At 70.9% G+C, this 11,915-nt stretch carries 14 protein-coding genes; 5 read left to right on the forward strand and 9 right to left on the reverse strand.

Annotated features, from left to right (window positions below; all coding sequences use genetic code 11):
- Nucleotides 1-13 precede the first annotated feature (13 nt).
- Nucleotides 14-397, reverse strand: a complete 384-nt coding sequence (locus tag Q1V71_RS01905; RefSeq protein ID WP_300639980.1) for a hypothetical protein — start codon at nt 395-397, stop codon at nt 14-16.
- On the reverse strand, nt 394-1,377 hold the full coding sequence (locus Q1V71_RS01910; protein ID WP_300639983.1) for an NADPH:quinone oxidoreductase family protein: 984 nt from the start codon (nt 1,375-1,377) through the stop codon (nt 394-396). The genes Q1V71_RS01905 and Q1V71_RS01910 overlap by 4 nt, the downstream gene beginning before the upstream one ends.
- An 89-nt stretch (nt 1,378-1,466) precedes the next feature.
- Between Q1V71_RS01910 and Q1V71_RS01915 the strand changes: the two genes are divergently transcribed.
- Entirely contained in the window at nt 1,467-2,285 is an 819-nt protein-coding gene (locus tag Q1V71_RS01915; protein ID WP_300639987.1) for an alpha/beta hydrolase fold domain-containing protein, read from the forward strand.
- A gap of 79 nt (nt 2,286-2,364) precedes the next feature.
- Here Q1V71_RS01915 and Q1V71_RS01920 read toward each other — a convergent pair whose 3' ends face one another.
- Nucleotides 2,365-2,847, reverse strand: coding sequence for a hypothetical protein (locus tag Q1V71_RS01920; RefSeq protein ID WP_300639990.1), 483 nt, complete (start codon nt 2,845-2,847; stop codon nt 2,365-2,367).
- Nucleotides 2,848-2,927: 80 nt separating this feature from the next.
- Entirely contained in the window at nt 2,928-4,154 is a 1,227-nt protein-coding gene (locus Q1V71_RS01925; protein ID WP_300639993.1) for a M15 family metallopeptidase, read from the reverse strand.
- Nucleotides 4,155-4,303: 149 nt separating this feature from the next.
- Here Q1V71_RS01925 and Q1V71_RS01930 point away from each other — a divergent pair, with 149 nt between their 5' ends.
- Nucleotides 4,304-5,155 (forward strand): GTP-binding protein LepA, encoded by an 852-nt coding sequence (locus Q1V71_RS01930; RefSeq protein ID WP_300639996.1) that lies wholly within the window; start codon nt 4,304-4,306, stop codon nt 5,153-5,155.
- A gap of 105 nt (nt 5,156-5,260) precedes the next feature.
- On the opposite strand, the gene Q1V71_RS01935 is transcribed toward Q1V71_RS01930, so the two are convergent.
- The 4 genes from Q1V71_RS01935 to Q1V71_RS01950 all read right to left on the reverse strand — a co-directional run bounded on the left by Q1V71_RS01935 (nt 5,261) and on the right by Q1V71_RS01950 (nt 8,067).
- Nucleotides 5,261-5,830, reverse strand: coding sequence for a TetR family transcriptional regulator (locus tag Q1V71_RS01935; RefSeq protein WP_300639999.1), 570 nt, complete (start codon nt 5,828-5,830; stop codon nt 5,261-5,263).
- 86 nt (nt 5,831-5,916) lie between these two features.
- On the reverse strand, nt 5,917-6,123 hold the full coding sequence (locus Q1V71_RS01940) for a ferredoxin (RefSeq protein ID WP_300640002.1): 207 nt from the start codon (nt 6,121-6,123) through the stop codon (nt 5,917-5,919).
- On the reverse strand, nt 6,123-7,574 hold the full coding sequence (locus Q1V71_RS01945) for a fatty acid desaturase (RefSeq protein WP_300640005.1): 1,452 nt from the start codon (nt 7,572-7,574) through the stop codon (nt 6,123-6,125). The genes Q1V71_RS01940 and Q1V71_RS01945 overlap by 1 nt, the downstream gene beginning before the upstream one ends.
- Nucleotides 7,575-7,689: 115 nt before the next feature.
- A complete protein-coding gene (locus tag Q1V71_RS01950; RefSeq protein ID WP_300640008.1) occupies nt 7,690-8,067 on the reverse strand; it encodes a hypothetical protein in 378 nt (125 codons plus the stop codon).
- A 130-nt stretch (nt 8,068-8,197) separates the two neighbouring features.
- On the opposite strand from Q1V71_RS01950, the gene ppgK reads away from it, so the two are divergent.
- Both ppgK and Q1V71_RS01960 read left to right on the forward strand, forming a co-directional pair.
- A complete protein-coding gene (gene ppgK, locus Q1V71_RS01955) occupies nt 8,198-8,959 on the forward strand; it encodes a polyphosphate--glucose phosphotransferase (protein WP_300640010.1) in 762 nt (253 codons plus the stop codon).
- A gap of 5 nt (nt 8,960-8,964) precedes the next feature.
- Nucleotides 8,965-9,663 carry a hypothetical protein gene (locus tag Q1V71_RS01960; protein ID WP_300640013.1) on the forward strand — a complete coding sequence of 233 codons (699 nt, stop codon included), beginning with the start codon at nt 8,965-8,967 and terminating at the stop codon, nt 9,661-9,663.
- 18 nt (nt 9,664-9,681) lie between these two features.
- On the opposite strand, the gene Q1V71_RS01965 is transcribed toward Q1V71_RS01960, so the two are convergent.
- Nucleotides 9,682-11,022 carry an NAD-dependent malic enzyme gene (locus tag Q1V71_RS01965; protein WP_300640247.1) on the reverse strand — a complete coding sequence of 447 codons (1,341 nt, stop codon included), beginning with the start codon at nt 11,020-11,022 and terminating at the stop codon, nt 9,682-9,684.
- Between the two features lie 259 nt (nt 11,023-11,281).
- Here Q1V71_RS01965 and Q1V71_RS01970 point away from each other — a divergent pair, with 259 nt between their 5' ends.
- Nucleotides 11,282-11,875: a TetR/AcrR family transcriptional regulator gene (locus Q1V71_RS01970; protein WP_300640016.1), complete on the forward strand. Its 594-nt coding sequence runs from the start codon at nt 11,282-11,284 to the stop codon at nt 11,873-11,875.
- Nucleotides 11,876-11,915 lie beyond the last annotated feature (40 nt).

An 11,915-nucleotide genomic window follows, 5' to 3' on the forward strand; every position in this document is an offset into this window, starting at 1 on the left:
CGACCGGAGCGACCTACCCCGCCGCAGCCGCGTCCAGCGCCGCCCGCACCGACATCACGACCGCCTCCTCGTCCACCCCGTCCCGGGCGGCGAGCTCGGCGACGAGCCGGCGTACGACGAGCAGGGTGCCGCCGATGAGGGGCGAGATGTCCAGCTCGAACTCCTGGGCCTCCTCGTCGAGGAGCAGCTCGATGGCGTCGATCTCCAGCAGGTGGGAGAAGACCAGCTCCAGCGCGGCCTCGGCCGCCTCCGCGTCGTCACCGCCGAGGTCCGAGGCGACGACCGCGTCGAGGACGATGTGCCCGGCCCGGCGCACCTTCTCCCCGGTCGGCAGCTCCTCGCCCTCGTCCTCGCCGTGCTCGTGGCTGTGGTCGTGCGCGTGCTCGTGGTCGCTCACTGCCCGGCCTCCCGCACGTGCACGACCGACTTGCCCAGGGTGCGTCGCTGGTCCATGTCGACCAGCGCGGCGCCGAGCTGGTCGAGGGCGTACGTCGCGCCGATCGGCGGCTTCACGACACCGGACTCCACCATCGGCGGCAGCGCCTCCCACTGCCGCTTCATGTAGCCGGGCCGCACCATGGCGTAGGCGCCCCAGCCGACCCCGCGGACGTCGACGTTGTTGAGCAGCAGCCGGTTGACCTTCACCTCGGGGATGCCCGCGCCGGCGGCGAAGCCCACGACGAGCAGCCGGCCCTGGGGCGCCAGCGAGCGCAACGAGTCGGTGAAGGCCGACCCACCCACGACGTCGACGACCACGTCGACACCCTGACCACCGGTCAACGCGCCGACGGAATCGCGGAAGCCCTCGAGCAGCACGGCCTCGTCGGCCCCGGCGGCCGTGGCGTAGTCGCACTTCTCCTGCGTCGAGCAGACCGCGATGACCCGTGCGCCCATGCCGCGGGCCACCTGGATCGAGGCGGTGCCGACGCCGCCGGCCGCGCCGTGCACCAGCACGGTCTCGCCCTCCCGCAGGCCGGCCCGCTCGTCGAGCGCGAACTGCGCGGTGAGGTAGTTCATCGGCAGCGCGGCGCCCTCGTCGAAGGACAAGGAGTCCGGCAGCGCGAAGACCGCGTCGGGGTGGAAGGCGGCCAGCTCCGAGGCACCGCCGTACGGACCCACCGCCGCGACCCGGTCGCCCGCGGCGAAGCCGGAGTCCTCGGGCGCCGAGACGACGACGCCCGCGACGTCCACGCCGAGGGTGAACGGCGGCTCCGGCTTCAGCTGGTACTCGCCTCGCGAGAGCAGCAGGTCGGGGAAGGACACCCCGACGCTGTGCACCTCGATGAGGACCTCGCCCGCTCCGGGCTGGGGGTCGGGGACCTCGCGCACCTGCAGGTGCTCGGGTCCGGTGGTCTCGACGACCTGCACGGCTCGCATGCGGGCCAACCTATCCGCCCGCCCATCCCCTTCCGGCACCGCTCCGAACACCCGGGGTGAGGCTGTCGGACCGGATCAGTGTGACCTTGATGCACCACACCGCACGCTGGACGGTGAGGTACGGCGAGGGGCTGCGCTTCGCGGGCTCCGACCTGCCCCGGCCGACCCGCCTGCGGGTGCCCACCCGCCACGGCGAGGTCACCGTGTGGAGCTACGAGCCGCCGGTCTGGGGAGCCGGCGGCCCGACCCACGTCCACCTGCACGGCGGGGCCTGGCTGATGCGCCACCCGTTCATGGACGACTGGTGGTGCCGCTACCTCGCGGCCACCGCGGGTGTCCGGGTGCTCAACGTCGACTTCCGCACTGCGCCGTACGCCGTCTTCCCGCAGGCCCAGGAGGAGGCCCACGACGTGGCGGCCTGGGCCGCGGCCCAGGGCCCGGTGTCGGTCGGCGGGTTCTCGTCCGGCGGAGGGATGGCCGCCGCGGTGTGCCTGATGGCGCGCGAGACCGGTTCGTTCAGCCCGCGGCTGCAGGTGCTCGGGGTCCCGGCCCTCGACCTCGCCACCGACGTCCCGGGCGGGACCGGACAGATCAACCCCTCGCTGCGCGCACTCGTGCGCCGGGCGTACTTCCCCGTCGAGGAGTCGCGGCGCTCGGCGTACGCCTCCCCGCTCCTGGCCGACTCCCTCGAGGGGCTCCCGCGCGCGCTGGTGATGACCGCCGAGCGCGACACCCTGCGCCGCGACGGCGACGCCTACGCGCAGCGGCTGCGCGAGGCCGGCGTCGAGGTGTGGCACGACGTCACCCCCCGCACCGACCACTACTTCCTCACCGAGGACCCCGCCCGGGCGCGGGTCACGATGGCGCGCGTGGCCGACGAGGTGGCCGCGGCGCTCAGTGAGTCCTGACCAGTTTCAGTTTGCTTTTGAGGAGGATCGAGTGTGCGTGCGGCGAAATGGTCCGACTTGCGCCTGACGAGCCGTAACTCTAGGGATAATGCGGATTATCTTTCCAAGCGCTAAACGTGTTGTCGAAGCAATCCGAGTCGCCGGGCAATCCGTCCGAACCATCGCATTCCAAGATCTGCACTCGCACGCGCCGAATCTTTCCGCTCTCGAACGCATAACTGATGCCTGGGCTGGAAAAACCGCCATTGTTGCATCCATCGACATCTTTAAAGGGGGTCGGAAAGCGTTGCACGTATTCGGCTCCATTACCAAAATCTGCTTGCACCAACAGGTACGCGCCGAGCCCGTCGCCAGTTCCCTGCGCATTACACTTGTCGATGACCTCGACTTCGGTAACGGCAAAGTTTCGGACAGTGGTGAAATTAATCTTTCCGCGCGCCACCGCGCGGCCGCCGGTGTTGGAATTCATGGAGGCGCCACCTGCTTCCGTCGCTATATCGAAGGCGCAGGGATCGGTGTAGGCGCACGTCGCCACGGCGTGGCTTGGCGGCACTGCAGGCATCAAAGTGATTCCGACCGCGCCTACCGCAGCCCCAATTAGGCGATTCCAAAACATGATGTCTCCCGAGATTAAGTTCTCATCTATTTGGGTGATACTAATCGAGCGAGCTCGAAGTGCATCGGATCAGTATAAGCCCAGTCGCCACCCCAATTGAAGCCCCACCGTTTAAAGATGTCCACGATACCCCGGTGCATGGAACCGACGGTACCTCGCTGATTGCCTGGCACATTTAAGTCCAGTGCCAGACCGAAAGAGTGATTGCTCAGTGTTGTCGATCCTGCAATGAATCGTGGATAATAGCAACCCGCGTACTCGTCCACATTGATCTCGTCCGCGAGATCGGACAACACGATTTCCTCCAGGGCGGCACGAAGCTGCGGAAACACAGCCTTGTTGCAGGTGACGCTACCGAGGATCGGCACCACCTGGGTGCTGATGTTGGCCCGCACCCACGCCGGGTCGGGCGCGATCCGGCCACCGCCGATGGGGCGGTAGGTGAAAGTGCCCACGGCGTCTGCGACAGAGCCCACAACTTGCGCGGTCTGCACGGCGTCGGGGTCGAGGCCGTAGCGTGCCACAGCGTCGAGCCGCTCGATCGAGCTGCTCTCAGGCAACATCTTCGTGAGCGGACCGGTGATCACGTCGGGGGGAACCGTGAGCTCCCCGGAGACGAGCAGGGCATTGCCGGGGACCGCCCCCAGCGCCTCGCCCCACTTCTCGTTGACCACCGCGTCGACGGCGTTCTCGATCTGCGGTGCCATCACGCCGAGGTGGATCGGCGGCACCTCGGTCGTGAGCGGCACGAAGTCGTCCTCGTCCAGCGGCAGCCGCTTGGCCACCGCCTTGCCCACGGCCAGCTCACCGGCGGCGACCCGGTCCCAGATCTCCTGGTTCTGCGGGAGCTGGCCGGGCGCGTAACGACGGTAGGTCGCCGGGTCCACGGCGGCGAGGTTCAGCACGCGGTTCTCGATCGAGACCTGCAGCAAGCTGAACCGTTCCACGGCCGCCACGCCCTCGATCGCCTCGATCGCGGCCACGGTCTCGTCGTCGATCGTGTCCTGCGCCTGCACGACGATGTCCGCGGTGCGCGGCAGGCTCTTGAACCGCCCCGGCGGATCAACGGCGTACGCCGGGTCCAGGCCGACCACGCCCGGCTGCGCCGACGGCTGCGCCACGGCGTCCCCGCTGCCAGCGGCGCCGTCCGACACCGGGGCCCGCGGGTCGTCGATGGCGGTCTCACCCGCGCTGCACGCGGCCAGCAGGACCGAGCCGACCACGGCCGAGGCGAGGGCAGTGCGCAGCGCCACCGGACCGCGGAACCGGCCGGCGGTGGGTCCTGGTCGCCGCACGCGCACGGTCCTCCCCTGGTCTGCCTGACATCCAGGGTAGGCGGCGGCGACGAACGCCACAGGTGATCGTCCGACCTGACCGCTCGCGCACGCCTAGGGTGGGCGCCGTGCCCGCCACCTCAGCCGACCGCCTGGTCGAGCACGTCGCCCGCCTGGGCGAGGAGCACCCGCCCATCCCGCTGGACGCCGTCGACCTGACCGTGCGGGACCCGCTGGCCTTCGAGGCGCGGTTCGGGCACGTCCTCGACTACATGGCGCGCGTGGAGCTCGAGGTCGACCGCAACGTCCTCGAGCTCACCACGATGCTGCCGGACCCGCCCGAGGTGGACGTCTTCTTCTACCGCGACGTCTGGCAGCCGCAGGAGATCCAGCACGGCCGGATCCTCGACGCGCTGCAGGTGCGGCTGGGCCGCCAGCCCGCCGACGCCGACCTCGACTCGATCGGCACGAAGCTCAAGGTGCTGGGAGCGCTGGCGCACCTCGGGCCGTTCCAGGACGTGTGCCGGATGCTCTACTACGTGACCGGCATGGCCACCGAGCGCTCCGCGGTGCTGGCCTACAACCTGCTCCACGACGGTGTCCGCGAGATGGGCGAGACCGCCATCGCCGAGACCGTCATCGCGCCGATCAAGCGCCAGGAGCCCGGGCACTACGCCTTCTACCAGCTCTCCGCCCGCGGCCTGTGGGCCGAGCTGGCGCCCTGGCAGCGCTTCCTCGTGCGGCTGATGAGGCGCCTCTCCTTCTCCCCGGTCGGCGCCAACAACCCCGAGCAGCTGGCCGACTTCGGCGACGTCATGCGCACCCTGCACATCGACGAGGACTCCGACTTCACCGCCCAGATCGCCCGGGTCGAGATGGAGCTGTTGTGGGCCCGCGACAAGGGGCTCCCCGTCCCGCCGTACGTCACCCGCGCCTTCACCGAGGCCCTCGAGCTCGCCCGGGCCCGCGCCGCCGCCTGAGCCGGGCAAGGTTCATCGGCCGGCCGACAGACCTTGCCCCCGGCCGATGGAAGGTCATCGTCCAACGGCAAGGTTCATCGGCCGGCCGATGAACCTTCCGACGACCTACCCCAGGACCCGGGCGGCGATCCAGGCGATCGACTCGGCGGTCTGCGCCGGGGGGGCCGAGGGCTGCATGACGTGGGAGAGGACGACCCGCACGACCATGTCGATGGCGGCGTCGAGGTGCTCCCCGGCGATGGCCACGTCGTAGGGGACGATCCGCTCGGCGATGACGGCCTTGGCCGCGACGAGCAGCGACTCGGCGTGCGTGGTGAGCAGCGGCAGCAGCTCGGTGTCGGCGCCGTGGGTGGCCGAGACGACCGCGTGCAGCAGGTCGTTGCCCTGGGCGTGCTCGAGGACGTGCTCGGCCGAGGTGCGGATCGCGGCGACCAGGTCCTCGGGGTGGGCGTCGAAGGCCTCGGTGACCACGCCGAGGAAGCGGTCGAGCTCGCGCAGGATCATCGCCTCGGCGAGACCGGGCTTGGTGCCGACCTCGTTGTAGACGGTCTGCCGGGAGACCCCGACGACCTCGGCGAGGCGGGCCATGGTGACCTGCGACCAGCCGACCTCGCCGGTCAGCCGCACGGCGGCGTCGACGACGCGCTCCCGCATCGTCGCCGCTCCCTCGCTCACGCGGCCCAGTCTAGGAACTGGGTGGCTGAGCGTGAGCGAGGGCACGGCGTCGTACGGCGGGGCGGTGGTGGTGCGGGGTGCCCGGGTCAGTCGACCAGGCTCAGGGCCAGCACGGGGCAGGCCTGCGTGGCGGCGTGGACGTGCGCGCGGTCGGGCTCGGGGACGTCCTCGGAGAGGACGTGGACCATCTCCACGCCGTCGTCGTCCTCACGGACCTCGAAGTAGTCCGAGGCCATCGCCTCGCACATGCCGAGGCCCTCGCAGGTGCCGAGGTCGGCGATGATCCGCGGCATCAGGAGACCTCGCTCGGGCTCAGCGGGACGAAGTCGACCTTCTCGCGCACGCCGCAGTCGGGGCAGCACCAGTCGTCGGGGATGTCCTTCCAGGCGGTGCCGGCCGCGAAGCCCTCGAGCTCGTTGCCCACGGCGACCTCGTAGGTGTAGGAGCAGCCCGGGCAGCGAGCGGCCAGCACCTCGTCGGTCTGCGTGGCGGCGGCAGCCGCGGCAGCCACCTCGGCGGCGGTGGGGGCCAGCTCGCGGACCGGCGGCGGGTACTTCGCGAGGATCTTGTCGCGCTTGCGGGGGCTGAGGTTGGCCCGCGTCAGGTCGCCGTCGAAGTGGGCGAGCACCCGCTGGTCCATGACCCGGCGGAAGAGCGGCGGGACCAGGCTGAGCACGATCATGCCAGCGTACCCGGTGGGCAGCACGGGGCTCTCCTCGAAGTCGCGCAGCGTCTGGTAGCGACGGGTCGGGTTCGCGTGGTGGTCGCTGTGGCGCTGCAGGTGGTAGAGCAGCACGTTGGTGGCGATGTTGTTGGAGTTCCACGAGTGCGAGGGGTCGACCCGCTCGTAGCGCTGGCGCTCGCCGGAGCCGACCTTCTGGCGCAGCATCCCGTAGTGCTCCATGTAGTTGACGACCTCGAGCAGCGAGAAGCCGATGACCGCCTGCACCACGAGGAAGGGCAGGATCGAGGGGCCGAGCCAGACCACCAGCGCACCCCAGAGCACGACCGACATCAGCCAGGCGTTGAGCACGTCGTTGCCGAGGTGGAACGGGTGGGTCTTCTTGCGCTGGTAGCGCTTGGCCTCCAGCTCCCAGGCGCTCTTGAGCGACCCGGCGACGGTGCGCGGCCAGAACTGGTAGAAGTTCTCGCCCATCCGGCTCGAGGCAGGGTCCTCGGGGGTGGCGACGCGGACGTGGTGGCCGCGGTTGTGCTCGATGTAGAAGTGGCCGTAGAAGACCTGCGCCAGCGCGATCTTGGCCAGCCAGCGCTCGTTGGCCTCGCGCTTGTGGCCCAGCTCGTGGGCGGTGTTGATGCCGATGCCGCCGATGCAACCGATGGAGATGGCCAGGCCCAGCTTGCCGAGGGTGCTGAGCTCCTCCATGCCGAAGGGCGTCCCGCCGGCGATGAGGTACATCGCGGCGACGAACCCGGCGTACTGGATCGGCAGGAAGAGGTAGGTCACCCACCGGTAGTACTTGTCGTTCTCCAGCGCCTCGATCGCGTCGTCGGGCGGGTTGGAGCGGTCGAGACCCGCGACCAGGTCGATCGCGGGGACGACACCCAGGATCACGATCGGACCGATCCACAGCCACACGGTCCAGTCGGTGGCGGCGTACAGCCCGACGGCGAGGAACGCCAGGGAGGGCACCACCAGGCCGATCAGCCACAGGTAGCGCTTCGTGTCCTTCCAGGCCTCGGTCGACCCCGCGGGGACCGTGCTGTTCGGGATCGTCTCGGACATCTCCACCTCCTGCGGTGACGGGTGTCACCTCATCTGCTTGACAAGAAGATAGGGAATGTCAAGCAGGTTGACAAGAGGTATGTGTTTGTAAATCTCTCCGTCGGCGGGCGACCCCTCACCGCTTCCGAGACGTACGCCGGGCCGCGTCGACGGCCCGCGCGGCCTGTTCTGCCAGCGCGGGGGCTCCCAGGCAGCGGAACCGCGCGACGTGGGTCGCCGTGCGCAGCCCCACCGACCGCTGCACCACGCCACCGCCCAGCTCGACCCCGGCCACGTCGACCAGGTCCAGCGTGAGCGTGCCGGCTCCCGCTCCCACGCGGTGCGGGACGAAGGTGGCGTGCAGGGACGTGAGTGTCAGCCGGCCCTGCACCCACACCGGTCCCCGGGCGAGCAGGAAGGCCTGGAGGGCCACGTCACTGCGGCTCGTGCCCGCGCCGCGCAGCGTCTCCACCAGCAGGTGGCCGGCGCGCGAGCCGAGGACCCCGTAGGACATGGCACCAGGCTGCGCGCCCCACGGGCGGCCACCAGGGACCTTGGTCACTGGTCCAGCCCGCTGGTCTCGTGAAGATCCGTGCGGACGCAACGGTTGCCCCGACGGCACCCGCCGCGGTGGGATGGCCCCGATGAGTGCGCTCCCCCTCGGCATCGACTTCGGTGGCACCGGCATCAAGGGTGCCCCCGTCGACCTCGACTCCGGTGACTTCGCGGTCGAGCGCGTCCGCATCCCTACTCCCCGGCCGGCCACGCCGGACGCGGTGGCAGCGGTCTTCGTCGAACTGCTCGCCGCGTTCCCCGAGGCCGGCGGCCCGGTCGGCGTCACGGTCCCCGGGATCGTCCGGCACGGCGTGGTCGGCTCCGCGGCCAACATCGACGACTCCTGGGTCGGGGTCGACGCCGACGCGCTCTTCAGCGAGGCCACATCCCGCGAGGTGCACGTCGTCAACGACGCGGACGCCGCCGGCCTCGCCGAGGTGCGGTACGGCGCCGCCGCGGGCCGCCGTGGCCTGGTCATCCTCACGACCCTCGGCACCGGCATCGGCTCGGCGATGGTCCACGACGGGGTGCTCGTGCCCAACTCCGAGCTCGGCCACCTGCTGGTCGGCGGGGCGATCGGCGGGGCTGTCGCCGAGGAGCGGGCCTCCAACCGGGCCCGCGAGAGCGAGGACCTCTCGATGGAGGAGTGGGCGGCCCGGCTCACGGACTACTACCGCCACCTCGAGCGGCTCTTCTCCCCCGACCTCTTCCTGGTCGGTGGCGGCATCAGCAAGCGGTCCGAGGAGTTCCTCCCGCTGCTGGAGATCGACACCGAGATCATCCCGGCGACCCTGCGCAACAAGGCGGGCGTCGTCGGGGCCGCGCTCCACGCCGTCCACGCGGCCGGGTGAGACCGGTGCGCACGTCGGAGACCGAGGAGCCCCCGGGCCCTGACCCGCTCGTGCGCGACGACACCGTGCTCGACGAGAGCCCGCGGGCCGCCTCCCGTCCCGGTGCGCGACGCACCGTGCTGGTCGTGCTGCCGCTCCTGGTCGGGCTCGCGGTCACCGGCGGGATGGGCGGCCGGCTGCTCCTCGGGGAGACCGAGCCCGCCTCGGCGACCGGATCCGTGACCTGCTGGGACGGCGAGGAGGTCGATGCTCCCGAGCAGTGCGGGCGCCCGCGGGGCACCGACGGCCTCACCCGGGTGTTCCCCTCCTTCCGGCCCGACCAGCTCGAGTGCGTCGACGAGCTCGAGCGCAACCCGACCTACACCCGCCCGGCCATGTGGACCTGCACGCAGAACGTCCGCGGTCGTCCCGTCGTGGTCACCTACAGCGAGGTCACCGCTCGGAAGCCGGCGGTGCGGTTCTTCGACGACCTCCACGGCGAGGACGCGCGCGGGGTGGTCCGGACCCTGCGCGGCGGCGCGACGGCGTACGTCTGGACGCCGCAGGCGACCGACGACGGCGCGTGGGAGGGCAGCCTGCTGCTGCGCGAGGGCCCGTACGCCGTCACGGTGCGCGCCGAGCTGCGCAGCGACGCCGCCCGCGCGCTGGAGCGGCAGGTGCTCGTCCGGACGCCCGAGGAGTGGCGCGCCGACCCGACGGAGTGAGCGTCGGCGGCGTGGAGCTCAGCCCTCCCGGATCGCGGTGGCCACCGCGGTCGGGACGTCGGGGTGGAAGACGCTGGGGATGATGAAGTCGGGGTTGAGCTGGTCGTCGGTGACGACGCCGGCGATCGCGGCGGCTGCCCGCAGCATCATGTCGACGGAGACGTCGGTGGCGCGGGCGTCGAGCAGGCCGCGGAAGACGCCGGGGAAGGCGAGCACGTTGTTGATCTGGTTGGGGTAGTCCGAGCGGCCCGAGGCCACGACCGCGGCGTACCTCGCCGCGTCGGCGGGATCGACCTCCGGGTCGGGGTTGGCCAGGGCGAAGACGACCGGCTGCTCGGCCATGTCGGCGATCCACTCGGCCTGGAGCACGCCCGGGGCCGATACGCCGATGAACACGTCGGCGCCGTCCAGCGCGGCCCGGAGGTCGCCGCGCACGCGGCGGGGGTTGGTGGCGGCGGCGAGCTGGGCCTTGGCCGGCGGCAGCGTCTCGTCGTCGGCCGACAGACAGCCCTCCTTGTCGAAGACCACGACGTCGGTGACCCCGGCGGCGATCATGAGCGTGACGATGGCGGTGCCCGCAGCACCGGCACCTGCGACCACCGCGCGGACCGAGCCGAGCTCCTTCCCGACCACGCGCATTGCGTTGGTGAGGGCGGCCAGGACCACGATCGCGGTGCCGTGCTGGTCGTCGTGGAAGACCGGGATGTCGAGGGTCTCGCGCAGCCGGCGCTCGATCTCGAAGCAGCGCGGGGCGGCGATGTCCTCGAGGTTGATCCCGCCGAACCCGGGGGCGATCAGCTGCACCGCGCGCACGATCTCGTCGGTGTCCTGGGAGTCCAGGCAGATCGGCCAGGCGTCGATGTCGGCGAACCGCTTGAAGAGCGCCGCCTTGCCCTCCATCACCGGCAGCGCCGCGCCGGGGCCGATGTTGCCGAGCCCGAGCACGGCCGAGCCGTCGGTCACGACCGCCACGGAGTTGCCCTTCACGGTCAGCCGGCGCACGTCCTCGGGGTGCTCGGCCAGCGCGAGGCTGACCCGCCCGACGCCGGGGGTGTAGGCCATCGACAGGTCGTCGCGGTTGCGCAGCGGCACCTTGGACGAGACCTCGATCTTGCCGCCGATGTGCAGCAGGAAAACCCGGTCGCTGGTCTTGTGCACCGTCACGCCGGGCTGCGCGGCGGCCGCCGCCTGCAGCCGCTCGGCGTGCTCGGCGTCGGCGGCCGAGCAGGTCACGTCGACGACGAGCCGCTCGTGGCTCGACTCCGCGACGTCGATGCCGGTGACGATCCCGCCGACCTCCGAGATCGCGGTGGCCACCCGTCCGACCACGCCGTGGTCGGGCGCGGTGTGCAGGCGCATGGTGATGGAGTACGACGACGTGGTGGCTGCTCGGCCGGCGGTCGGGGTCACCTCGCCACTCTCCGCCGGGGTCGCGGTTACCGGCAAGTCACGCGTGACCACTATGACCGGACCACTGGCGGCGCACCGAGCGTGGCCGGCCCGCCACACCCGGTCGGTCTGACGTCGCTGTGACCGCCCTCACATTTTTGCACCCTTGAACGCTTAGTGCAGAATGCACTCCATGGCCATGAGTGCAGCACGCACCCTCGGGGGGCGGGTGCAGAAGCAGGAGCAGACGCGTCGCCGCATCGTGCGGTGCGCCCAGCGCCTGTGCCTGGAGGCCGGCTTCGACGGCTTCACCATGGACGAACTGGCCACACAGGCCGAGGTCTCGCGCCGCACCCTGTTCAACTACTTCCCGAGCAAGGTCGACGCCGTCCTCGGGGGCGGCGAGCCCCCTGACTTCTCATCCCCCGAACTCGCTCCGATCGCCGAGACCTTCCGTTCGGGCGGTCCGCACGGCCGGCTGGTCGACGACCTGGGCGAGCTCACACGGCAGCTACTCGCGTCGCAGACGATCGACCGCGAGGCGGCGCGATCGCGTCGCGATGTGCTGACCGCCTCGCCGCGGCTGATCACCGTCATCCACGAGCGCTTCGAGGAGGTCGCCGAGCAGATCGTCGGCCTGATCCTCGAACGCGAGGGCGCGGACTTCGGGACCGTGCGCGCCCGACTCGCGGTCGGCCAGCTCATCGCGGTCTTCGACGTCGCACTGGAGTCCTTCAGCCGGGGCGCCGCCGACGATCCGGAACTCGCTGAACTCTTCCTCGACCACGTCCGCTTGGCCGGAGATCTGTTCACCGCGCCTTGAACCACCCGTCCACCTGCCGCTCGACCCTCACCTCAGGAGC

Source organism: Nocardioides sp., from assembly GCF_030149505.1.
Lineage (GTDB): Bacteria > Actinomycetota > Actinomycetes > Propionibacteriales > Nocardioidaceae > Nocardioides.

What these genes read in the sequence shown, in the direction of transcription:
- Q1V71_RS01965 (WP_300640247.1), bottom strand. Translation starts at nt 11,022, where the DNA reads ATGCGCCTGCACACCGCGCCCGACCACGGCGTGGTCGGACGGGTGGCC.
- Q1V71_RS01915 (WP_300639987.1), top strand. Translation starts at nt 1,467, where the DNA reads ATGCACCACACCGCACGCTGGACGGTGAGGTACGGCGAGGGGCTGCGC.
- Q1V71_RS01945 (WP_300640005.1), bottom strand. Translation starts at nt 7,574, where the DNA reads ATGTCCGAGACGATCCCGAACAGCACGGTCCCCGCGGGGTCGACCGAG.
- Q1V71_RS01950 (WP_300640008.1), bottom strand. Translation starts at nt 8,067, where the DNA reads ATGTCCTACGGGGTCCTCGGCTCGCGCGCCGGCCACCTGCTGGTGGAG.
- Q1V71_RS01940 (WP_300640002.1), bottom strand. Translation starts at nt 6,123, where the DNA reads ATGCCGCGGATCATCGCCGACCTCGGCACCTGCGAGGGCCTCGGCATG.
- Q1V71_RS01910 (WP_300639983.1), bottom strand. Translation starts at nt 1,377, where the DNA reads ATGCGAGCCGTGCAGGTCGTCGAGACCACCGGACCCGAGCACCTGCAG.
- ppgK (WP_300640010.1), top strand. Translation starts at nt 8,198, where the DNA reads ATGAGTGCGCTCCCCCTCGGCATCGACTTCGGTGGCACCGGCATCAAG.
- Q1V71_RS01920 (WP_300639990.1), bottom strand. Translation starts at nt 2,847, where the DNA reads ATGCCTGCAGTGCCGCCAAGCCACGCCGTGGCGACGTGCGCCTACACC.